Origin of the sequence: Prauserella sp. PE36, from assembly GCF_003311655.1 — a bacterium.
GTDB lineage: Bacteria > Actinomycetota > Actinomycetes > Mycobacteriales > Pseudonocardiaceae > Prauserella_A > Prauserella_A endophytica.
In genome coordinates, this window is the sequence record NZ_QEQT01000109.1 from 37,975 (window position 1) to 58,438 (window position 20,464).

The 20,464-nt window shown below is 71.8% G+C and carries 23 protein-coding genes, 1 tRNA gene and 1 pseudogene; 15 read left to right on the forward strand and 10 right to left on the reverse strand.

The features are described 5' to 3' along the window. The first annotated feature begins 39 nt into the window (after positions 1–39). Positions 40–246: a DUF3072 domain-containing protein gene (locus DI005_RS35070; protein ID WP_112276597.1), complete on the forward strand. Its 207-nt coding sequence runs from the start codon at positions 40–42 to the stop codon at positions 244–246. Between the two features lie 62 nt (positions 247–308). Continuing rightward, entirely contained in the window at positions 309–530 is a 222-nt protein-coding gene (locus DI005_RS35075; protein WP_112276596.1) for a hypothetical protein, read from the forward strand. 13 nt (positions 531–543) lie between these two features. Here the strand turns inward: DI005_RS35075 and DI005_RS35080 are convergent, their stop codons facing one another. Beyond that, positions 544–1,326 carry an IclR family transcriptional regulator gene (locus tag DI005_RS35080; RefSeq protein WP_112276594.1) on the reverse strand — a complete coding sequence of 261 codons (783 nt, stop codon included), beginning with the start codon at positions 1,324–1,326 and terminating at the stop codon, positions 544–546. A gap of 80 nt (positions 1,327–1,406) precedes the next feature. Between DI005_RS35080 and hutH the strand changes: the two genes are divergently transcribed. After that, complete coding sequence (gene hutH / locus DI005_RS35085; RefSeq protein WP_113644934.1) at positions 1,407–2,927, forward strand: histidine ammonia-lyase; 1,521 nt, start codon at positions 1,407–1,409, stop codon at positions 2,925–2,927. Positions 2,928–3,048: 121 nt separating this feature from the next. Here the strand turns inward: hutH and DI005_RS35090 are convergent, their stop codons facing one another. Then, positions 3,049–3,852: a hypothetical protein gene (locus DI005_RS35090; RefSeq protein WP_113644935.1), complete on the reverse strand. Its 804-nt coding sequence runs from the start codon at positions 3,850–3,852 to the stop codon at positions 3,049–3,051. Continuing rightward, entirely contained in the window at positions 3,849–4,064 is a 216-nt protein-coding gene (locus DI005_RS35095) for a hypothetical protein (RefSeq protein ID WP_112276590.1), read from the reverse strand. The genes DI005_RS35090 and DI005_RS35095 overlap by 4 nt, the downstream gene beginning before the upstream one ends. A 30-nt stretch (positions 4,065–4,094) precedes the next feature. Between DI005_RS35095 and DI005_RS35100 the strand changes: the two genes are divergently transcribed. From DI005_RS35100 to DI005_RS35110, 3 genes are read left to right on the forward strand one after another with little or no spacing between them, the layout of a single operon-like run. After that, positions 4,095–4,808 carry a dienelactone hydrolase family protein gene (locus DI005_RS35100; RefSeq protein ID WP_112276589.1) on the forward strand — a complete coding sequence of 238 codons (714 nt, stop codon included), beginning with the start codon at positions 4,095–4,097 and terminating at the stop codon, positions 4,806–4,808. Between the two features lie 46 nt (positions 4,809–4,854). Further along, positions 4,855–6,399 (forward strand): sensor histidine kinase, encoded by a 1,545-nt coding sequence (locus tag DI005_RS35105; protein WP_113644936.1) that lies wholly within the window; start codon positions 4,855–4,857, stop codon positions 6,397–6,399. Further along, positions 6,396–7,046 carry a response regulator transcription factor gene (locus DI005_RS35110; RefSeq protein ID WP_113644937.1) on the forward strand — a complete coding sequence of 217 codons (651 nt, stop codon included), beginning with the start codon at positions 6,396–6,398 and terminating at the stop codon, positions 7,044–7,046. Before DI005_RS35105 ends, DI005_RS35110 begins: the two co-directional genes overlap by 4 nt. On the opposite strand, the gene DI005_RS35115 is transcribed toward DI005_RS35110, so the two are convergent. Continuing rightward, entirely contained in the window at positions 7,018–8,178 is a 1,161-nt protein-coding gene (locus tag DI005_RS35115) for an FAD-dependent monooxygenase (protein ID WP_113644946.1), read from the reverse strand. The two genes, DI005_RS35110 and DI005_RS35115, sit on opposite strands and share 29 nt — an antisense overlap. 31 nt (positions 8,179–8,209) lie before the next feature. On the opposite strand from DI005_RS35115, the gene DI005_RS35120 reads away from it, so the two are divergent. Then, a complete protein-coding gene (locus DI005_RS35120; protein WP_113644938.1) occupies positions 8,210–8,767 on the forward strand; it encodes a TetR/AcrR family transcriptional regulator in 558 nt (185 codons plus the stop codon). Here the strand turns inward: DI005_RS35120 and DI005_RS35125 are convergent. After that, a complete protein-coding gene (locus tag DI005_RS35125) occupies positions 8,764–9,504 on the reverse strand; it encodes an ABC transporter permease subunit (protein ID WP_113644939.1) in 741 nt (246 codons plus the stop codon). The genes DI005_RS35120 and DI005_RS35125 overlap by 4 nt on opposite strands. A 2-nt stretch (positions 9,505–9,506) precedes the next feature. Further along, positions 9,507–10,436: an ATP-binding cassette domain-containing protein gene (locus DI005_RS35130; protein ID WP_113644940.1), complete on the reverse strand. Its 930-nt coding sequence runs from the start codon at positions 10,434–10,436 to the stop codon at positions 9,507–9,509. A gap of 111 nt (positions 10,437–10,547) precedes the next feature. On the opposite strand from DI005_RS35130, the gene DI005_RS35135 reads away from it, so the two are divergent. Then, a complete protein-coding gene (locus DI005_RS35135; RefSeq protein WP_113644941.1) occupies positions 10,548–11,342 on the forward strand; it encodes an ion transporter in 795 nt (264 codons plus the stop codon). A 151-nt stretch (positions 11,343–11,493) separates the two neighbouring features. Here DI005_RS35135 and DI005_RS38080 read toward each other — a convergent pair whose 3' ends face one another. Further along, a complete protein-coding gene (locus DI005_RS38080) occupies positions 11,494–11,832 on the reverse strand; it encodes a hypothetical protein (protein WP_147263932.1) in 339 nt (112 codons plus the stop codon). A gap of 89 nt (positions 11,833–11,921) precedes the next feature. On the opposite strand from DI005_RS38080, the gene DI005_RS38085 reads away from it, so the two are divergent. After that, complete coding sequence (locus tag DI005_RS38085; protein WP_147263933.1) at positions 11,922–12,107, forward strand: hypothetical protein; 186 nt, start codon at positions 11,922–11,924, stop codon at positions 12,105–12,107. Between the two features lie 58 nt (positions 12,108–12,165). Here the strand turns inward: DI005_RS38085 and hrpB are convergent, their stop codons facing one another. Continuing rightward, on the reverse strand, positions 12,166–14,598 hold the full coding sequence (gene hrpB / locus DI005_RS35145) for an ATP-dependent helicase HrpB (RefSeq protein ID WP_113644943.1): 2,433 nt from the start codon (positions 14,596–14,598) through the stop codon (positions 12,166–12,168). A 71-nt stretch (positions 14,599–14,669) separates the two neighbouring features. Between hrpB and DI005_RS35150 the strand changes: the two genes are divergently transcribed. The 6 genes from DI005_RS35150 (at position 14,670) to DI005_RS35175 (ending at position 18,279) form a co-directional block, all read left to right on the forward strand. Further along, positions 14,670–15,488, forward strand: coding sequence for a thioredoxin domain-containing protein (locus DI005_RS35150; protein WP_112276569.1), 819 nt, complete (start codon positions 14,670–14,672; stop codon positions 15,486–15,488). A 107-nt stretch (positions 15,489–15,595) separates the two neighbouring features. Then, positions 15,596–15,937 (forward strand): hypothetical protein, encoded by a 342-nt coding sequence (locus tag DI005_RS35155; protein ID WP_113644944.1) that lies wholly within the window; start codon positions 15,596–15,598, stop codon positions 15,935–15,937. Then, a complete protein-coding gene (locus DI005_RS35160) occupies positions 15,934–17,046 on the forward strand; it encodes a C40 family peptidase (protein ID WP_112276565.1) in 1,113 nt (370 codons plus the stop codon). The genes DI005_RS35155 and DI005_RS35160 overlap by 4 nt, the downstream gene beginning before the upstream one ends. Positions 17,047–17,291: 245 nt before the next feature. After that, positions 17,292–17,633 carry a YbaB/EbfC family nucleoid-associated protein gene (locus DI005_RS35165; RefSeq protein ID WP_112276649.1) on the forward strand — a complete coding sequence of 114 codons (342 nt, stop codon included), beginning with the start codon at positions 17,292–17,294 and terminating at the stop codon, positions 17,631–17,633. Then, positions 17,630–18,133, forward strand: a complete 504-nt coding sequence (locus DI005_RS35170; protein WP_112276563.1) for a YbaB/EbfC family nucleoid-associated protein — start codon at positions 17,630–17,632, stop codon at positions 18,131–18,133. The genes DI005_RS35165 and DI005_RS35170 overlap by 4 nt, the downstream gene beginning before the upstream one ends. A gap of 73 nt (positions 18,134–18,206) precedes the next feature. Further along, positions 18,207–18,279 (forward strand) — tRNA-Ala (locus tag DI005_RS35175). An 883-nt stretch (positions 18,280–19,162) separates the two neighbouring features. Here DI005_RS35175 and DI005_RS39335 read toward each other — a convergent pair. Continuing rightward, a pseudogene (locus DI005_RS39335) lies at positions 19,163–20,023 on the reverse strand (recombinase family protein); the annotation flags it as partial. A gap of 94 nt (positions 20,024–20,117) precedes the next feature. Next, positions 20,118–20,411: a hypothetical protein gene (locus DI005_RS35185; protein WP_110341528.1), complete on the reverse strand. Its 294-nt coding sequence runs from the start codon at positions 20,409–20,411 to the stop codon at positions 20,118–20,120. Between the last annotated feature and the right edge of the window lie 53 nt (positions 20,412–20,464).

A 20,464-nucleotide genomic window follows, 5' to 3' on the forward strand; every position in this document is an offset into this window, starting at 1 on the left:
ACCCTCGAGTCGACCATACGTTCGACTCGAGGAGGGTCCATGAGTCAAGGTTTCCAGAGCCCCGAGAAGGACCGCCGCGACTGGGTCACGGGGGACGAGCCGGTGACCGGTCCGCAGGAGTCCTACTTGCGGACGCTCGCCCAGGAGGCCGGCGAGGACGTGCCGGACAGGCTGAGCAAGGCCGAGGCGTCGCGCCTGATCGACGAGCTGCGGCAACGCACCGGCCGAGGGACAGAGCAGCAGTGAGGCCCCGTTTGTTCTCCCGATCAGGGGTTACACCTTCTGCGTACGCAGAAGGGAGACCAATGATGGCAGCCGAACCTCAGAGCCCCGTCAAGGACAAGAACTACAACCTGATCAGCGCCATCCAGGCCTCGCTGCACTACGTGTGGCAGATGGAGCAGTACATCGCCGACGCCGAGCGCGACGGTGACGAGGAGCTGGCCACCTGGTTCCGCAAGATCCAGGAGAACAACCGCAAGGCAGGCGACCAGGGCAAGGACATGCTGCTCAAGCGCCTGGGGAAGTGAGGCACGGCTCGCGTCACGCGGGCCTGCCGCCGATGCGCGTGGTCAGCTCGTCGGCGGCGCGGCGGACCTGGCCGGCGAGGTCGGGCCAGGTCCGCGCGCAGCCGTCACCGACGTCGCACACGTGCCGGAACGTGATGGAAATGGCGGCCATGGGCCTGCCCCCGTGATCGAAGACCGGGTACGCCACCGACGCGAAACCCTCGGTGACGTGCCCGTCCTCCACGGCCCAGCCGAGCCTGCGCTGCTCGGCCAGCGCGCGCCGCAGCCCGGCGAGATCGCGGGGACCCCGGCCGGTGCGGTTCACGAACGCCGCCGCCGAGGGGAACAGCGCGCGCACGTGGGCGTGCGGCAGGTGGGCCAGCATCGCCCGCCCGGATGCCGTGAGGTGCGCGGGCAGCCGCACGCCGACGTCGGTCACCAGCGTCTCGGGCCGTGCCGGGCGCTCCTTGACGAGGTACAGCAGCTCGTTGCCGTGGAGCACGCCGAGGTGGGCGTTGTGCCCGGCCTGGTCGACGAGCCTGCGCAGGATCGGGCCCGCGAGCCGTTCGAGCGGGTCGTGCCGCAGGTAGGCCGATCCCAGCTCGAACGAGGCGATGCCGAGGCCGTAGCGCCGCTCGGCGGGCAGGTGAACGACGAACCCGGCGGCCTCCAGCTCCGCGAGCAGGTGGTACGTCGTCGAGCGCGGCAGCCCGAGGTCGCGGGCCAGTGCCGCCGCGGAGACGGGGCCCGCGTGCCGCGCGAGCGCCCCGAGGAGCGCGAGCCCGCGTCGCAGCGCGGGCACGTTACCGCCGCCCATTCGCCCTCCCGTCTGGAATCCGAGACACAACCGGTGTACCACCGATGATGCTCGCCGGCGGGCGGCGGTGGAATGGACGGATGCCGGATCAGGTACTGCTCACGGGTGCGCCGCTACGCCGCGACCAGGTGCTCGCCGTCGCCCGCGATGGCGTGCCGGTGGCCCTCGACGCGGTCGCCGAGAAGAACCTCACCGAGGCCCGCGGGCACGTCGAGGCGCTGGCCGAGGCGAAGGAGCCCGCTTACGGTGTCTCGACGGGCTTCGGCGCGCTCGCGGTGCGCCACATCCCGCCGGAACGGCGCGTCGACCTGCAGCGTTCGCTGATCCGCTCGCACGCCGCCGGCGCGGGCGCGGCCGTGGAGCCCGAGGTGGTCCGCACACTGATGCTGCTGCGCCTGCGCACGCTCACCACCGGCCACACCGGGGTGCGGCCCGTGCTCGCGAGCACGCTCGCCGCGCTGCTCAACGCCGGCCTCACGCCGGTGGTGCACGAGTACGGCTCGCTCGGCTGTTCCGGTGACCTCGCTCCGCTGTCCGCCGTCGCGCTCGCGTTGATGGGGGAGGGCGAGGTGTTCGACGCCGAGGGCCATCGCGTTCCCGCCGCGGATGCGCTTCGCCGAGCAGGGATCGAGCCGGTGACGCTGGCGGAGAAGGAAGGGCTCGCGCTCACCAACGGCACCGACGGCATGCTGGGCATGCTCGTGCTCGCGGCCGCCGACCTCCAGCGGCTGCTCGACGTCGCCGATCTCACCGCCGCGATGAGCGTGGAGGCCCTGCTCGGCACCGACCGCGTGTTCGCCGAGGACCTGCAGGCGCTGCGGCCACATCCCGGCCAGGCGATCTCGGCGCGCCGGATGCGGGAGGCGCTGGCCGACTCGGAGATCGTCGCCAGCCACCGCGGTCCCGACTGCCCGCGCGTGCAGGACGCCTACTCGCTGCGGTGCGCGCCGCAGGTGCACGGCGCCGCGAGGGACACGCTCGCGCACGCCGAGACCGTCGCGGACCGGGAGCTCGCCTCGGCCGTTGACAACCCCGTGGTGCTCGCCGACGGGCGCGTGGAATCCAACGGCAACTTCCACGGCGCCCCACTGGCCTATGTCCTGGACTTCCTCGCCATCGGGGTGGCCGACGTCGCGAGCATCGCCGAGCGCCGCACCGACCGGATGCTCGACGTGGCGCGCTCGCACGGGCTGCCCGCGTTCCTCGCGGCCGACCCCGGTGTCGACTCCGGGCACATGATCGCGCAGTACACGCAGGCGGCGATCGTCAGCGAGCTCAAGCGGCTCGCCGTGCCCGCTTCGGTGGACTCGATCCCGAGCAGCGCGATGCAGGAGGACCACGTGTCGATGGGCTGGTCGGCGGCCCGCAAGCTGCGGCGCGGACTCGACGGGCTCACCACGGTGCTGGCCGTGGAGCTGCTCACCGCGGCGCGGGCGCTCGACTTCCGCGCTCCGTTGCGCCCGGCCCCGGTGACGGCTGCGGCCCGCGACCTCCTGCGCACCCACGTCGACGGCCCCGGCCCCGACCGTCACCTGGCCCCGGAGATCGCCGCCGCGGAGGCCCTCATCACCTCCGGCGAGCTGCTGCGCCGTCTGCAGTGAAGGCCACCTTCACTGCGTTGATCGAACACAGCGGCGCGCAGCGCCTCCGTTTGGGTGGTGGCGGGAGACGGGTGGGCGCAGGCAAGGTGGCCTTCACCGCAGTCCGGGGTCCGCTTCGGGGTCAGCTGAGGAAGGCGTCGCGGAGGGGGCCCAGGGCGTCCAGCAGGCCCAGTTCGCGGGCCTGCTCGGCGGCCGTCGCCCGGACGTCTGGGGCCAACTCGGCCGCCGTCGGCGCCAGCCGCTCGTGCTGCTGGGCATCGAGGCGCGCGAGCAGGTCGAACAGGGCGTACCACAGGTCGTGCTCGTGGGCCGCCAGCACGAGCCCGCGGTAACGGCTCTCCGGCAGCGTGCCGAGGAGGAAGCCGGCCTTGCCCTTGTCGTCCAGCAGGAACGCGACCCGCAGCACCGCCAGGTCGTCGAGCACGGACAGGCCCACCGCGGCGACCTCGTCGGGGACCTGTCCCACGAACCGGCCGAGGGTGATCCAGTCCTCGCGCCGCCGCAGCTCGCCGCTGACGGCCGTGACCGTGCCGGTCGGCAGCCTGGCGACTATGTGCGCGGCGCGCCGGGGGTCCAGCTCCGCGGCGACGTCGGCGAGGAACGCGGGGGAGAGGCGGCCTGCGATCTCCACGCCCCGGCCCGCGTCGACGAGCCCGGCCATCCGGGCGGCGAGCAGCGGTCCGAATGCCTTCTCGGCGATACCGGCGAGCACCGCCGCGGGCAGGAGCCTGCTGGCGGCGGCCATGCGGCGCAGCGCGCCGAGGTTGGCGTCGAAGAGGGTGTCGGTGACCTGCTCGCGCAGCTTCCTGATGTCGGCGGTGGGCACGTCGCGCAGGAAGCCGAAGCGCTCGGGGTCGGCGCCGAGCACGCGCGCCAGCTTGAGGACCTCGGCGCGGGCCTCGAGCCGGTCGAGTGCGTCACTCACAGCCCAGCCGCCTTGCGAACGGCGCCCCTGAGCAGGAACGGCACGTGCGAGAGCGACTCCTCGGCCGCCGCCGACAACGCCGCGGCCTGCTTGCGCCTGGCCTGCCGCAACGCCTCGCCGAGTACCTCCTTGTGCTCCTCGGCGAGCGCATCGATGCCGGGCGGAAGTGGCGTGCCGAGCTGCTCGGCGAGCGTGCGCTGCGAGCGGGCCATAGTCGGCCATGATGCCTTACGGTGCGGGTCATGGCACTCAAGATCGAGACTTCCACGATCAAGGTCGGCGACCTCGGCGCCTACCTCTCCCGCCCGGATGGCGGTAGCACGGGCGGGATGCTCCTGCTGCCGATGATCACCGGGATCGGGGAACAGGTCCGCGAGTTCGCCGACGACCTCGCGAGGGCGGGCGTCACCGCGCTGAGCTGGGACCCATGGCACGGGCCGAGCTTGGACGACACGCCGAGGGAGCGGCTCGCGGAGCTGATGGGGCAGCTCGACGACGAGACGTGCCTCGACGAGATGCGCAGGCTCCTCGACCACCTTTTCGGCGAGCTGGGGGTTACCAGGGCCGGCGTGATCGGCTGGTGCCTCGGCGGGCGGTTCGCGCTGATCCTCGGAGCGCGTGACGAACGGCTCGCGAACGTCGTCGCCTACCACCCGACGGTGCCCGGCACACCCGCTCCCAACCACACCGTCGACGCCGTCGAGCACACGGCCCGCATCGGCGCCCCGGCGATGATGCTCTACCCGGGCGCCGACGCGATCGTGCCGCACGAGAGCTTCCACCGGTTGCAGACCGCGCTGCAGTCCCGTGAGACCGGGCCGAGCATCGTGCACGTGTACCCGCGGGCCGAGCACGGTTTCTCCGACCGCAGCAGGCACGGCAACGAGGTCAACGCCACCGCGTACGCCCTGTCGTGGCCGCAGGTGCTCGAGTTCGTGAAGGCCACCACCGCTTGACTTTCGGCAGTGCCGCCCGCGGGGAGCCGTCGGTAGCGTCCGGACTGTGAACGAGAGGTGGCGGCGCCGGGCGGCGGTACTGCTCGACATCGCCGTCTGGGCGTTCGTGTGCGTGGTGTGCGGGTACGAGGCCCGCCACAACGAGACGCCGTGGGAGCTGGTCGCGGGCCTGGTCACGGCGACGGTGGCGATGGTGACGGCCAGGCGGATGCCGCTCGTCTCGTTCACCGTCGCGGCTCTGTCGAGCTACGCCGTGCTGTTCAACTACCTCGGCCGGTTCCCGGTCTGGCCCGTGTTCCTGATGCTCGCCGCCGGCTACTTCGCGGGCAGGCGCATGGTGCGGGTGCGGCCCGCGCTGCTCGTGCTCGCTGGCATCACCGTGGGCGGCGTGCCGGTGTCGTTACTGGCCCCGGAGGGCATCGAGAGCTGGCCGACCCTGCCGTTGACGGTGCTCTTCGCCGCGTTCGTGCCCTGGCACCTCGGCCGGTACGTGCGACTGCGCGAGGACCTGCTGCACTCCGGCTGGGAGCGGGCCGGGCAGCTGGAGGCACAGCAGCGCAGCACCGCAGAGCAGGCGCGCCTTCGGGAGCGAGCGCGGATCGCCAGCGACATGCACGACTCGCTCGGCCACGAGCTGAGTCTCATCGCGTTGCGGGCCGGTGCGCTGGAGCTGGCTCCCGAACTCGGCGAACGGCACCGCGCCGCCGCAGGTGAGCTGCGGGAGAGCGCTGCGGCCGCGACCGAGCGGCTGCGCGAGATCATCGGCGTGCTGAGGGAGGACGCGCCGCCCGTGGAGCCCGCCGGTGGGTCGGTCACCGACCTGGTGGAGCGCAGCCGAGCCTCCGGGCTGGTGGTGGAGGCGCTCGTGGACGACGGCGCGGCCCCGCCCATGGTGGAGCGTGCCGTGTACCGGGTGGTGCAGGAGTCGCTCACCAACGCCGCGAAGCACTCGCCTGGCGCGGCCGTGACGGTCGAGGTTCAGCGCGGGCACTCGGAGACGCTCGTGACCGTCCACAACGGACCTGCCGGGGGCGAGCCGGAGTCCGCTGCCTCCGGGCAGTACGGGCTCGCCGGGCTGCGCGAGCGGGTCCGGCTGCTCGGCGGCACGTTGCGGGCTGAGCCCGAGGACGGCGGGTTCGTGGTGGCGGCCCGCCTGCCGCACCACGCCTCGCCCGCGGAGGAGGAACCGGCCGGGGACGGGTCGGAGTCGGCTCGCCAGCTCGCACATGCCCGCCGTCAGGTGCGGCGCACGCTGCTCAACGCGCTGCTGATCCCCGCGGCCGTGGTGTTCGTGCTGTTCGCGGTGAGCACTGTCTACTACGTCTACAACGTCTTCGCCTCCGAGCTGGACGCCGACGACTACGAGCGGCTCCAGGTCGGCCAGCTGCGGGCCGACATCGAGCTGGTGCTGCCGTCGCAGGAGCGGCTGGAGGCGCCGGAGGGCCCCGAGCCGCCGGGGGTGGTGTGCGAGTACTACGGCACCGACGCCGGGCTGCTCGGCTGGAGCGGGGATGCCTACCAGCTGTGCTTCGCGAACGCGCGGCTGGTGTCGAAGGAACGGATCTCGCGGGTGGAGGGGGACGACAATTGATCAGGGTGCTGCTGGCCGACGACGAGGCGATGGTGCGGGCCGGGGTGGCGGCGATCCTCGCGGCCGACGGCGGCATCGAGGTGGTGGCCGAGGCCGCCGACGGGCACGAGGCCGTGGAGCAGGTGCGGCTCACCCGGCCCGACGTGGCGCTGCTCGACATCCGCATGCCGCGCCTGGACGGGCTCGCCGCGGCGCGGGAGATCCGTTCGGTGCGGCCGGACACGGCGGTGGTGATGCTGACGACGTTCGGTGAGGACGCCTACATCGGCACGGCGCTCGGCGACGGCGCGAGCGGGTTCCTGCTCAAGTCGGGCGACCCACGCGAGCTGATCGCGGGCGTGCGGGCGGTTGCCGAGGGCGCTGCGTACCTGTCGCCGAAGGTCGCCAAGCGGGTGCTGACCCAGCTTTCCGGGGGGCCGCAGCTGTCGAGGAGCGCGCAGGCGAAGGAACGGGTGGCCGGGCTCACCGAGCGTGAGCGGGAGGTGCTCGCGCTCGTTGGTTCCGGTTTGTCCAATGCGGACATAGCGAAGCGCCTGCACGTGGTGGAGGGCACGGTCAAGGCCTATGTCAGCACCATCCTGAGCCGGCTCGGGGCACGCAACCGCGTGCAGGCGGCGATCACGGCTTACGAGGCAGGCCTGGTGTGATCGCGGGCGGCCGCCAGCCCGCTGCGAACTCGTTCTGCCGCAATGCGAACGCCGCGGGCATCCGGCGCAGAACTCCGTTGCGCAGCGCGCCGAGCAGCGGGCTGCGCAGCCCGTTGCCGAATCGTCCCGCCAGCGCGGAGGCCCGCACTATCGCCCGCGTGCGGGGCCCGCGGGCGGCGTCGTAGGCGGTGAGCGCGGACCCGACGTCGGCGTTCCCGGCGACGCACGCCGCGAGCACGGCGGCGTCCTCGATCGCCTGACAGCCGCCCTGGCCGAGGAACGGTTTCATGGCGTGCGCGGCGTCGCCGAGCAGCGCGACGCGGCCTGCGACGTAGGTCGGCAGCCGTCGCCGCTGCACCCGCAGATCGTGGTGCAGGACGGCGTCGGGATCGGTGTCGGCGACCAGCGAGCGCACCACGGCAGGCCACCCGGCGAGCCGACTCAGGACGTAGCCTTTCGGGTCGGTGTGGTGGGTGCCCTCCCCGGCGACGAACGACGCGAACCAGTACCGCACGCCGCCAGCGAGCGGGATCGTGCCGAACTCGGTCCCCGGCCCCCAGCAGATGCCGAGGCCCACGTCGGGGCGGTCGTGGGTGAGTGCGCGGAAGGCCGTGAACCCGCCGTGGACGGTTCCGGAGTGAGCGGGCCACAGCGCGGCGCGCACGCGGCTGTGGATGCCGTCCGCCCCGACGACGAGGTCCGCGTGCTCGCTGGTGCCGTCGCGAAAGGTCACCCTTCCCTCGCGGCTCACCGTCTCGACCTCGGTGCCGGGACGCAGCGCCCCGGGCGGCAGGGCGTCGCGCAGAAGCGCGATCAGGTCGGCGCGGCGGATGCCCACGAGCGGTGAGCCGAACCGGCGCTCGAACGCCGCGCCGTCGAAGCGGATGATCGGCCTGCCCTTCGCGTCGTGCACGCCGCCGGACCGCTGCGGCGCGAGCAGGGGAGCGAGGCGGTCGCCGAGGCCAAGCGCGCCCAGTGCGTGCACGGCGTTGGGCCACAGCGTGATCCCGGCGCCGATCCCGGTGAACTCGGGCGCGCGCTCGACGACGGTGACCCGCAGCCCAGCCAATCGCAGGGCGATGGCCGCGCTGAGCCCGCCGATGCCGCCGCCGATGACGATCGCGGTGTCCATGACGCCCACTCTACAGCTGTAGAGTGAGGGCATGGACTCACCGAGGCTCGCGCGCATCGGCGACGCCGCGATCGAGCTGATCGCGCGCGAGGGACTGCGCGGGCTCACCCACCGCGGGGTGGACCGGGAGGCGGAGCTGCCCCCGGGCTCGACGTCGTACTACGCACGCACCCGCCTCGCCCTGCTGGAGCTGGCGATCGCGCGGATGGTCGAGCTGGACGACGGTCACCTCGCGCGGCCGGTCGAGGGGCCGGACGACGCGGCCGAGGCGATCGCGGCGTTCCTGCACCATTCCGTCACCGACGGCCGCACGCGCACCCTCGCCCGCTACGAGCTCGCACTGGAGGCCACCAGGCGGCCCGAGCTGCGCGCCGCCTACGACCGGGGCGGTAGGCACCTGCGCGAGCACGCGGCCGCGGTGCTCACGAAACTGGGCGCCGTTGAGCCGGAGGCACATGTGCGCACGCTCGTCGGCTGGTGTGAGGGAATCGCCTTCGACGCGCTCGCGGGCGCCGGCGGCGAGCCCTCGAGAGAGGAACTCGCCGCCGGCGCGCGCAGTCTGCTGTGCACGGTTCTGGGGGAACGTTAGGCGTCGCGCCGCCGTAGCACCGCGTCGCCAGCCGCGAGCGCCGCGACCACCCACCCGGCCAGCACGCCGATGCCGGCGAACTCGTTGTACGGCACCGGATTCCCCGACAGGGGACTCGGCTCGCCCTCTCCGAGCATGACGTTGACCCCGGCGATGCCCGGCAGGTAGTCGAGCGCCGCGACCAGCCCCATGCCGCCGAGCAGGAGCGGCGCCACCAGCAGCAGCAGGAAGGTCACCGTCAGCGCACCGGCGACGCTGCGCAGCGCCACCGACACGCCGACCGTGAACATGCCCAGCAGCGCGCAGTAGGCGCCCGCCGCCAGCGCCGTTCGCACGGCCTCGCCGATCGACGTGTCCGGCACCCGGTCGTTCAGCAGCGGCACGCTCACCGCGATCGCCAGCGCCGCCAGCACCACGCCGAGTACGAACAACGTTGGCGCGAGCACCGCGCACTTCGCCGCGAGCACCCGCCTGCGCACCGGCACCCACTGCAGGGTCGAGCGGATGCTGCCCGTCGCGTACTCACCGGCCACGAAGAGCGCGGCGAGCGCCAGCACCACGAACTGCACCAGGTAGAACACGCCGTCGACCGCGATCCGGCTCGCCGGGAGGTCCGTCGACTCCGAGATCGCCGTGAGCCCGGCCTGGCCGGCCATCAGCACGACCGCGCTGCCGAGACACCACCACGTCGAGCGCACCGACCACAGCTTCGTCCACTCCGCGTGTGTCGCCGCCATCGTCAGACCCCCAGTGCCCGCTCGGAGACGCCGTACTCCACGGCGCTCGCCGTCAACTCCAGATACGCCTGCTCCAGCGACGCCGTGCGCGGCGACAGCCCGTGCAGCCGCACGCCCAGCGCGTGTGCCGCGTCGCCGACCCGCTCCACCGGCATGTCCCGGACCACCAGCTCGCCGTCCGAGGGCAGCTCCACCTCGGCGCCGTCGCGGCGCAGCCGTTCGGCCAGCACCCTCCGGTCCCCGGCGTCCGGCAGCCGGACGTGCACGGCGGACACACTGTTGTTCGCGATGAACTCCTCGATCGGCGCGTCGGCCAGCAGCCTGCCCTTGCCGATCACCACGAGCCGGTCGGCGGTCAGCTGCATCTCGCTCATCAGGTGGCTCGACACGAGCACGGTCCTGCCCTCGGCGGCCAGCGAGCGCATGAGGCCACGCACCCACAGCACGCCGTCGGGGTCGAGCCCGTTCACCGGCTCGTCGAACATCAGCACCTTCGGATCGCCCAGCAGCGCGCCCGCGATGCCCAGCCGCTGCGACATGCCCAGCGAGAACGCGCCCGTGCGCTTGCGGGCTGCCTCGGTGAGCCCGACCTGCTCCAGCAGTTCGCCGACCCGCCGGTCGGGGATGTCGTTGCTGCGGGCCATGGCCAGCAGGTTCTTCTCCGCGGTGCGGCCGGGATGCAGGGCCTTCGCGTCCAGCAGCGCGCCGACCTCCCGCAGCGGGTGCGGCAGTTCGGCGTAGGGCCGTCCGCCGACCAGTGCCAGCCCCGACGTCGGATGGTCCAGGCCCAGCACCATGCGCATGGTCGTGGACTTGCCTGCGCCGTTCGGGCCGAGAAAACCGGTGACCGTCCCCGGCTCGACGTCGAACGTGAGGTCGTCCACCACTGTTTTGGCCCCGTAGCGCTTCGTGAGCGAACGCAGCGTGATCATGTTCTCCTCCGTGGACTCGTGCAGGTCACGAAGCTAGGGGCGGGAGGAGCGCCGACACACTGCCCGATCGCAACAGGCAGGAGCCGACTTTCGTCGGGCACAATGCGGCCCATGACGAGCGGTATGCCACGGCGCGGGCGAGACGTGACCATCGTGGACTTCGTGATGCTCGCGCTCGCGATCTTCTCCGTGGTCCTGCTCTGCTACATCATGTTCTTCGAGCACTCGGCGCGGACCGCCCGCACCGTCTTCATCATCGACACGTCGATCTGCGGCGTGTTCCTGATCGAGTTCCTGTGGCGGTGGCGGGCGGCGGGCTGGGAGAAGTGGTTCCCGCTCCGCCGCTGGTACGAGGTGCTCGGCATGATCCCGATCGCCCACCCCGCGCTGCGTGGCTTCCGGCTGCTGCGGATCGTGGTGGTGGTCGTGCGGCTCGCACGTACCGCCGACCGCGCGTTCGGCGAGCAGTTCACCCAGCGGCTCGTCGAGCGCTTCTCGCGGCCGATCGTGCTGGCGATCAAGAAGCCAGTCACCATCGCGGTGCTCGACGAGGTGGTGAAGGTGCTCGAGACCGGCAACTACCCGGAGAACCTCGCCCGCTCGCTCGCTAGCCACAAGGAGATGCTGCGGGAGATCGTCACCGAGAAGCTCAAGAACGACCCGCAGGCCGGTCGGCTCTCGAGGCTGCCGTTCCACGACGAGATCGTCAAGTCCGTTGTGGACACCTCGATCCGCGTGATCCTGGACGTGCTCACCGACGAGCGCATCGACCGGTTCTTCGCCGAGGTGGTCAGGGAGAACCGCGAGCAGATCCGCGAGGCCGTGCAGCTCGGCCTCCACGAGGAGGACGACGAGGAGCTGGCTGCCAAACTGCCCGTTCGTCCGGAACGGTCGCTGTACACATGAACAAGCGGGAGAACCAGCGGCCACCCGGGGCCGCCGACTGGCACGCGCGGATGGCCCTGCGCGGTGGCCCGGTGACGCATGCACTCGCGCGGGCGGGTGCGCTGCTGTTCGCCTTCGCCGGCGCGCTGGTGATGCTCGGCGTCGTGGTGCTCTACGCGGCGAATCCGGGCGAGGAGGCCATGGACAACTCCGTGGCCGCGAACGTGGTGGGCGGGATCGTCGTGTTCGTGCCCATCGGGGCCGTCGGCTTGGGACTCATCGGCCTCGCGGCGCAGTACGCGGCCCGGTCGTGGCTGCGGACCCCGACCGAGGCGGAGCGGCGCGCCGCACGCGATGCCGAAGCACGGACTGCGCGTTTCGCCAGGGAGGGTCTCCGTCCGGAAGGCCGCTGGGCGCGCTCGTTCGAGACGTGCGCGCGGTCGGTCACCGCGTTCCACGCCGTGGTCGGCACGCTCCCCGAAGGCGCGGCGCGAAGCTGGTTCGCCGACATCGGCGAGACCCTCGACGGCGAGCTGTCGGAGGCGCTGCGGCTCGCGAGGCTCGGGGAAAGCCTGCAGCCCGGGGACACCGGTGAGCCGAGTGCGACGTCGCTCAAAAGTCGCCGAACTACTGCGTGCCGCGGAAACCTCCTTCGCCGAGACCACCGAACGGGCCGCGGCGATCGCACTGGGCCTTCGCGACGATTCCGACTTCGTCCGGGTCCGCGCCCAGCTCGACATGCTCGCCGAGCAGGCGCCGAACCTCCGCGCCGAGGGCCTCACCTAGCGCCCCCGCGTCAGGGCGCCGCCGCAGTGAAGGCCACCTTCGCCGCGGTTCGCCGGGCTCATCTGGCACGCCGCTTGGCGCCACGGGCGGGTTCCGCGGTGAACGGGTCCTCCGGCCACGGGTGCTTCGGGTAACGGCCCCGCAGCTCCGCCCGCACGCCCGGGTAACCGTTGCGCCAGAACGACTCCAGGTCGGCCGTCACGGCGGCGGGGCGGCCCGCCGGGGAGAGCAGATGCAGCACCACGGGCACCCTCCCGCCCGCGACGCGCGGGGTGGCGAGCCAGCCGAACGTCTCCTGCAGCTTCACGGCGAGCACCGGTTCCCCGCTCGCGTAGTCAACCCGGATGCGGGAGCCCGTCGGGACCTCGATGCGGTCGGGCGCCAGCTCGTCGAAGCGGCTCGCCTCCGGCCACGGCAGTAGCCTGCGCAAGGCGGCCGCCGTGTCGATACGGGCGAGGTCCGCGCCCCTGCGCACCGCCGACAGTTCCGGCTCCAGCCAGTCACCCGACCTCGACAGCAGAGCCTCGTCCCCGGTGTCCGGCCACGGCGCCCCCACGTGCTCGTGGAGGAACGCCAGCCGCTGCCGCAGCCGAACGGCCTCGGCGGGCCACGACAGCAGGCCAAGGCCCTCCCGGCGAAGTCCCTCGCGCACGGCTTCACGCACCCGTGCCGGGTCCGGCTCTGGCAACGGGCGTTCGGCGAGCGTGATCGCGCCGAGCCTGCGCACCGACCGGGCCACGAGCTCGGCTCCCGCGAAGGTGATCTCCTCCGACTCGGTCACCAGATTCGCCGCGATGCGTGTGGCCAGCGCCTCGTCGGCCCTCGCGGCCAGGCGGATCACGCCGTGCGCGCGGCCGGGCTCGCGGGTCGCCTCGGCCACCGCGAGCCACTCGGACTCGCCGAGGCCGCTGCCCGGCGGCAGCTCGGCCGCCGTCCCTCCGGCCATCAGGTACACGTTCGAGCCCTCACCTCGGCGGCGCGCGAGCCGCTCGGGGTGGGCCAGCGCCACGACGGCGGCCGGGTCCGGCGCCTCCCTCCCGCCCTCGACCAGCCCGGCGAGCCTGCGAACCTCCTTGCGCAGGCGCCCGTTCGGCTCTCCCGCGCGCCTGCGCAGCTCGGCCTCCACGTCGGTCAGCCGGGCTCCCTCGTCCAGCAGCGCGACGACCTCGGCCGCCGAGCGGGCGCCGACCTCGGCCGCGCCGTCGAGCAGCGCGCGGGCGAGCCGGGGGTGCAGGCCGAGCGCGGCCATGCGGGTGCCGCGCTCGGTGACCGTCCCGTCCTCGGCCACGGCGCCGAGCGTGTGCAGCAGCCGACTCCCCGCCGTCAGCGCGCCCTCCGGCGGCGGGTCCCACCAGCTGAGCCCGCTGCCGTCCGGTGTAGACCAGCACGCGAGTTCCAGCGCGAGGCGGGACAGCTCGGCCGTGCGGATCTCGGGCTCGGGATACGCGGGCAGGCTCGCGTGCTCGTGGGCGGGCCAGCAGCGGTAGACGGTTCCGGGCCCGAGCCGTCCCGCCCGGCCCGCTCGCTGGTCCGCCACGGCCGCCGACACCCGCACCGTCGCCAGGCCGGGCAGGCCGCGGCGGTGGTCGACCCTCGGCACGCGAGCCAGCCCGGAGTCGACCACCGCCCGCACCCCGGGCACGGTGAGGCTCGACTCGGCCACCGCCGTCGCCAGCACCACCCGCCTGCGCGGCCCCTTGGTGAGCGCGGCGTCCTGCCGGACGGCCGACAACCTGCCGTGCAGAGGGAGGACGTCCACGCCGGGCACGTCCAGCAGGGCCGAAACCCTCGCGATCTCCGCCGCACCCGGCAGGAACCCGAGCACGTCACCCTCCGTTTCGGACAGTGCCGTGCGCACGGCGCGGGCGAAGCACGCCTCGATGCGCTCACCCCGTGACGGCGGGTGGTAGGCGATGTCGACCGGGTGGCTAGTGGCGTGCGCCGTGATGACCGGAGCGTCCCCGAGCAGCGCGGCGAGCCGGTCGGCGGCCACGGTCGCCGAGGTTGCGAGCAGCCGCAGGTCCTCGCGCAGCCCTTCCCGCACGTCGAGCAGAAGCGCCAGCAGCAGGTCCGCGTCGAGGTGCCTTTCGTGGCACTCGTCGAGCAGTACCGTCGAGACGCCCGGCAGCTCCGGGTCGTGCTGGAGCCTGCGCACCAGCAGGCCCGTGGTGACGACCTCGATCCGCGTGCGGCTCGACGTGCGCCGGTCGCCGCGCACCGCGTAGCCCACTGTCCCGCCGACCGGCTCTCCGAGCAGCGCGGCCATGCGGCTCGCGGCCGCGCGGGCGGCAAGTCGCCGCGGCTCGGCTACCACGACCCTGCCCTCGGCGGCGTCCGCGAGCGCGAGCGGCACGAGCGTGGTCTTCCCGGTGCCCGGCGGTGCGACGAGCACGGCGCTGCCGTGCCGGGCGAGCGCGGCGTCCAGATCGCCGAGCACCTCGCGCACCGGCAGGGCGGGCAGCTCCGCTGTGACGAGCCTCGCGACCGGCAAGCTTGCCTCCTCACAGCCTTCTCAGACGCGGTCACTAGCCTAGGTCGTAGAAAGCACGAGGAAGGACCCCAGTGGGCGGAGCGGAGCGGACCGCGCGCAAGCGCCGGCAACAGCAGCTACAGCAGCAGTCGGCCGGGAAACAGGCGGTGGCGAAGGCCAGGAAGGGCACCGACCCGAAGCGCGTCGGCATCATCGTCGGCGCGATCGTGGTGGTGGCTGCCGTGGTGATCGGCGGTCTCATCTGGACCAACAGCTCGCAGAACGCCACCGAGGGCCAGACGATCCCCACCACGCAGGCGCAGGCCTCGGAGTACCCCGAGCGGCGCGACGGCCTCGTGGTCGTGACGGGCAACCCGGACGCCCCCGTGACGATCGACGTCTACGCCGACTTCCTGTGCCCGGTGTGCCGCCAGTTCGAGGAGGCGTACGGCCAGGAGATCCAGCAGAAGGTGGCACAGGGCCAGCTGCGCCTGCGCACGCACATGGTGCCCATGCTGGTGGAGGCATCCGACCCGCCGGGGTACTCGCTCGACGCCGCCAACGCCTCGCTGCTCGCCGCCGACGCTGGCAAGTTCACCGCGTTCCACGACAGCCTGTTCGCCAACCAGCCCGAGGAGGGCAAGCGCGGTTACAGCAAGGAACAGCTGATCCAGCTCGGCCGCGACCTCGGCATCACCGACCCCGCGTTCGCCCAGGGCGTCAACAGCGGGAAGTTCGACAGCCAGCTCACCGCCGAGATGGAGCGCATCAGCAACGACTCCTCGCTGCACCAGGACTTCGGCAATGGCAACCGCGGTTTCGGCACCCCGACCGTCACCCACAACGGCAAGATCGTCGACTTCACCGACCAGCAGTGGCTGAACAAGCTCCTCTCGAACGCGCAGAGTTAGCCGTTTCCCCTTCTCGTGCACTGTCGGTGTTCTAATCTGAGCCCGGAGTGCTCGCGGGAACCGTTCGCGTGCCCCCGGCGTCGCACTCCCGGGTACGAGGAGGGGACGTGGACGGGACACCACACCGGGGTTTCTGGGTCGACGAGGGGGCGTACGCCGACTACGCGCGGGCGATCGATCCCACGGGCGACGACCTTCGCGGCGCGAGCGACTCGCACCTCGCGCCGCACGTCGAGCTGGCGGGGGACGGCTTCTCCGCGATGGGCTCGGAGGCCGGGTTTTCCGGCGCCTACGCCAACCGCATGCGGGGACTGCGGGAGCGGCTGAGCCGGCTCGGCGGGCAGTGGCAGCAGATGGGTGACGCCGCGCGGCAGACGAGCGCCAACTACGACGCCGTCGAGGCCGATCAGCAGGCCACCATCGAGCGCCTCGGCAAGGAGCTCAGATGACCGAGACCGCACAGGTGATGCGCACGGCGCTGGACCTGCCCGACCAGTTCGCGGGCAAACTGCGCACCGACGACGCCGCCATCGACGGCGCGGTCGGCGGTCAGGCGGCGCTCCGTACCTCGCTCGACGGCGTGCAGGGCTCGGTCGGCAGCCAGCGGGTCGCGCTCGCGTCGCGGTCGTCGGGGCACGCGACCGATCTCGCCACGAGCACGTCGGAGAGCCTGGAGCGTGAGGTCGAGACCCTGCTGAACGAGAGCAGGGAGATCGAGGACGCCGTCACCGAGGCCGCCGAGGCGCTCAAGATCGGCCAGATCGAGAACGACCGGATCCGCGAGGAGATCATCCGCGAGATCAGCAACACCATGAAGGCCGTCGCGGCCGCGCGGCAGACGCCGCCGGTGCCGACCGGTGGCCAGGCCGCGGTGCGGGAGCTGATGGTCGCGCTGCAGCGCAAGATCGGCGAGCTCACCGGGCAGGCCGCCGACACCAGCGCCGAGACCCTCGGCAAGCTCACCGGCATCGCGGGCAAGCTCGGCGGCACCGAGTCGACCACGTCGAGCAGCGCGAGCGGCAGCACGCAGGTCGCGTCGTCCTTCAACGCGCAGGGCAGCGGCTCCGGTGGTGGCGGCGGTTCCGGCGGTGGCGGAGGCTACAGCGGCGGCGCGGTGACCAAGCCGAGGCTGCCAGTGGCGATCCCGCCCCAGCCCGGCACCGGCGTCAAGATCAACCTGCCCAACGGCAAGACCGTCGAGGCGCCCAACGAGACGGCCGCCAAGGCCGTCCGCGCCGCGTTGTCCCAGCTCGGCGTGCCCTACGTGTGGGGCGGCACCGCGCGCGGCGTCGGCCTCGACTGCAGCGGCCTGACCATGACCTCCTACGGGGAGGCCGGCCTGGAGATCCCGCGCACCGCCAAGACGCAGACCGTCGGCGCCGAGGTCCCGTCGATCGACCAGCTGCTACCGGGCGACCTGGTGGTGTGGTCGGGGCACGTCGCGATGGTGATCGGCGACGGGCAGATGATCGAAGCCGGCGACCCCGTGCAGATCGGCCCCATCCGGACGGACAACGCGGGCCAGCAGTTCATCGGCTTCTACCGCCCGACCGGCTAGGTCGTGTATGACGATCCCGTTGCCGGCTGTGCGGGGATCAGCGCGGCGCCTCGCTGCGTTGTCGGAAGACCCGAGTACGGTCCAGTGCGAGGATCTTCCTCCGCCTTGCGAAGCACCACGCTGATCCCCGCTCGCACGGCAGAGGATCATCAGGCACGACCTAGCTCGGCGCTGGATCTGGTGGGAGGGGCCGCGTAGTGGCGGAGATCGACATCGACCGGGAGGCGTCCCGGGTCGGCGAGCAGATGGAGCAGACGGCCGCGCAGGCGCGTGAGCAGTTCGCGCGGGTCGGCAGCGTCACCGGGCGAGCGGAGTCCGCGGACGGCTCGATCAGGGTCGAGGTGGCGCCCGGAGGGCTGCTCACGGACGTGCGGCTCACCCACGCCGCGCTGCGGGCCGGTACGGACGCGGTCGCGCAGCAGATCGTCGAGCTGGCGAACCGGGCGACGCGGCGCGCGGGCGACCGCATGTACCGGGCGCTGTCACCGGTGCTGGGGCCCGGCAGCGACCGGCAGCTGGCCTCGCTCGGCTACGAGCCGCTGCCCGACGACGAGGACGAGGCCCGCTATCCGGGAGCCGCGCGATGACCGAGCCCACGACGAAGCAGCTCATCGAGACCGCGCGTGCCCGTCAGGACGCGCTGGCGCAGGTCGAGACCCTGATGGCGCAGGCCACCGGCACGGCGCACGACCTTGACAACACGATCCAGCTCACCGTCGACGCGCGCGGGAAGCTGCTCGACCTCTGGCTGGCCCCCGCCGCGGCGAGCTGGGGGCCCGACCGCCTGGGCTCGCTGATCGTCGAGGTCGCCCAGGTCGCGATGCAGGAGGCCACCCAGGCCAGCTACAACAAGGTCGCGCTGCTGCTCGGCGAGGACATGACCTACCTGATCGAGCAGCTGTCGGGCATGCCAGCACCCGCCCGCGCCGCGCACGACGACACGGGCCTGACGGTGGAGGAGTTCCAGCGGCGCAGGGAGGAGCGCCTCGGCGGTCGCCGGACGCAGCCCAGCACCCCGGCCGATGCGGACGATGACGCCTACGACCTGGAGTCCTTCGACCCGGCGACCCTGCGCTCCGACCGCTGAGCCACCCCCCGATTGAGGCGGGATGGCGGTGGGGTAAAGTAATCAACACGTGAGCGGCACTCCCGCTTCACCCGGGGCTATGGCGCAGCTGGTAGCGCACCTCACTGGCAGTGAGGGGGTCAGGGGTTCGAGTCCCCTTAGCTCCACCCTAGGGGTCTTACTAGAACAAGTGCCTGAATGAAGGCCACGAAGTAGGACCGTGACGCTTGACGGCGTGCAAGGACCACCCGCGTTGCGGGTGGTCCTTTTGTTTGTGTCCTCCGCGTTGGATGCGGCGGTCCGCTGACCTTGGATGGCGTGGAGTTCGCCGAAGGGTTCACGGAGCTCACCGTCTGTGATCTTGTCGTCCTCGATGTAGAGGGCGTGGAAGATCGCCTGGTTGAGGAGGCGGCGCTGTTGGTCGTTGCAGCGTCGGTACAGCTGGTCGGGCTGTTCGAGGAGGGCAAGGCTGGCGTTGACGAGCTGGGCGCTGTCGGTGAGGTCGGCGTTGGCTGTGTCGAGGCGCTCCTCCAGCCGGCGGCGCTCGCGGGCGATGTCGCGCAGCTTCTCCTTGACCTTGGTCCGAGGCAGCGTGCTGTCGGCGGCGAGGTCGATCAAGTTCTCCTCCTTCGTGTCGAGTTCCTTGAGCTGTGTGGTGATTTGCTTGCGCAGCAGGCGTGCGGACTTTTCCTGCTCGCCGAGCACGGCATCGATCTGGTCGCGCATGTCAGCGATGAACGGCTGGCTGAAGCGAATCGCGGAGTAGTGGCGCTCAACCGCGTCCTCGACGAGTGTGACGTTGACGTGGGGTGCTTGGCACAGCCCCTTTTGCCGGCCGCGGCAGAAAAAGTACAGGTACTCGGCACCCTTCGAGTTGATGGTCCGTTGGATGATCATCCGCCGCTTGATGCCGTCGCGTTGGCAGCGTCCACAGAACAGCGATCCCTTGAGGTAGTGGTGGTGGACGCGACGGCGTTCTTGTGCCGTCATGCGCGATTCGAGGATCTCCTGGACGGTGTCGAAGAGGTCCTCGTCGATGAGGGGCTCGTGTCGCCCCTGGATTTCTTCGCCGTCGTACTCGACGTATCCGAGGTAGTAGCGATCGCGCAGCATTTGCGAAATCTTGTTCTCGGAGACCTTCTTGGCTGGGTGTCGCCGGGTGGCCCTGGTGCGGAGGCCGCGGTCGTAGAGCTCGTCAGCCAGCTCTTCTTGCGTGTAGTCGCCGGTGGCGAAGAGCTCGAAACCCAGCTGGACAAAGGGCGCTCGTTCGGGGTCGACGATGATCGTGCGGATCACGCGGCCGTCGGAGTGGTCGATGTGGTTGAGGTAGCCGAGCTTCGCGCGGCCGAGCGTGCCGCCGTTGCGGGCCTTCTGGCCCATCTTGTAGGCGATGTCGGCACCGGACTGGCGGGATTGGTACTCGTTGAACGTGGCCAGGATGCCGTGCATCAGCTGGCCGACCGGGGTGTCGTCGATGGCCTCGGTGGCCGAGACCAGGGTGACGCCGCGCTTGCGCAGGTCTGCCATGACGATCGCGTCGTCGTAGCGGTTCCGCGCCATGCGCGAGAGCTGGTAGATGATGATGACGTCAACGTCGCCCTGGCTGCGCACCCGCGCGAGCATCTGTTGGAATGCTTCGCGCTTAGTCATCTCCATGGCTGAGCGTCCGGGCTCGACGTACTCGTCGATGACCGTGACGCCCAGGTCCCGCGCCTTGCGCAAGCACGCTTCCCGTTGGGCCGGAATGGAGATGCCTTCCGGGTTGTAGTCGGTCCGGACTTGCCCGGTCGAGGACACGCGCAGGTAGATCACTGCGCGAGTGCCGGGGGCAAGGTCGTCCATCGGCGGCTGGATGGGGATGGTGACGTCCTGCTGCAGTTCATCGATGAAGTCGGCATAGGCGCTGGTCATGACACCTCCTTCTGAGGGCGGCCTGGACGGAGGACCGTGCAACCGGCGAGTGGGTCCTGGCGGCTGGATCGCGCGCTCCCGGCGAGCGGCGAATTCATGGCCGGGTTGCTGTTTCTCGACGGCTGCGGAACCGCGCGAGCATGCGTCGGAACAGCTGGCGTTTCGGCCGTCGCCAGAGTCGAGCGTTTGGGTCGACGTACTCGTCGATGAGCCAGACGCCCAGTTCCCTGGCCTTGCGCAGACATGCCGCACGCTGGGCCGTGACGCTGTGGTCGGTCTCGGCCCGTCCGAGCGAGGCCACGCGCGTGTAGATCACCGCGCGGGTGGTGGGCGCAGGGGCATCCGACGGCTGGAGTTCGTTGTCCGAGTTGGCGTAGTCGGTGGTCATGACACCTCGTTACGAGTCGGTCTGGATGGGGATGTGCTGGTCGGCGCAGTGGG

Bases quoted from the DNA above. Each gene is read 5' to 3' on its own strand.
- DI005_RS35070 (WP_112276597.1), top strand. From the start codon at position 40: ATGAGTCAAGGTTTCCAGAGCCCCGAGAAGGACCGCCGCGACTGGGTC.
- DI005_RS35075 (WP_112276596.1), top strand. From the start codon at position 309: ATGGCAGCCGAACCTCAGAGCCCCGTCAAGGACAAGAACTACAACCTG.
- DI005_RS35080 (WP_112276594.1), bottom strand. From the start codon at position 1,326: ATGGGCGGCGGTAACGTGCCCGCGCTGCGACGCGGGCTCGCGCTCCTC.
- hutH (WP_113644934.1), top strand. From the start codon at position 1,407: ATGCCGGATCAGGTACTGCTCACGGGTGCGCCGCTACGCCGCGACCAG.
- DI005_RS35095 (WP_112276590.1), bottom strand. From the start codon at position 4,064: ATGGCCCGCTCGCAGCGCACGCTCGCCGAGCAGCTCGGCACGCCACTT.
- DI005_RS35100 (WP_112276589.1), top strand. From the start codon at position 4,095: ATGGCACTCAAGATCGAGACTTCCACGATCAAGGTCGGCGACCTCGGC.
- DI005_RS35115 (WP_113644946.1), bottom strand. From the start codon at position 8,178: ATGGACACCGCGATCGTCATCGGCGGCGGCATCGGCGGGCTCAGCGCG.
- DI005_RS35120 (WP_113644938.1), top strand. From the start codon at position 8,210: ATGGACTCACCGAGGCTCGCGCGCATCGGCGACGCCGCGATCGAGCTG.
- DI005_RS35125 (WP_113644939.1), bottom strand. From the start codon at position 9,504: ATGGCGGCGACACACGCGGAGTGGACGAAGCTGTGGTCGGTGCGCTCG.
- DI005_RS35130 (WP_113644940.1), bottom strand. From the start codon at position 10,436: ATGATCACGCTGCGTTCGCTCACGAAGCGCTACGGGGCCAAAACAGTG.
- DI005_RS35135 (WP_113644941.1), top strand. From the start codon at position 10,548: ATGACGAGCGGTATGCCACGGCGCGGGCGAGACGTGACCATCGTGGAC.
- DI005_RS38080 (WP_147263932.1), bottom strand. From the start codon at position 11,832: ATGTCGGCGAACCAGCTTCGCGCCGCGCCTTCGGGGAGCGTGCCGACC.
- DI005_RS35160 (WP_112276565.1), top strand. From the start codon at position 15,934: ATGACCGAGACCGCACAGGTGATGCGCACGGCGCTGGACCTGCCCGAC.
- DI005_RS35165 (WP_112276649.1), top strand. From the start codon at position 17,292: ATGGAGCAGACGGCCGCGCAGGCGCGTGAGCAGTTCGCGCGGGTCGGC.
- DI005_RS35170 (WP_112276563.1), top strand. From the start codon at position 17,630: ATGACCGAGCCCACGACGAAGCAGCTCATCGAGACCGCGCGTGCCCGT.
- DI005_RS35185 (WP_110341528.1), bottom strand. From the start codon at position 20,411: ATGACCACCGACTACGCCAACTCGGACAACGAACTCCAGCCGTCGGAT.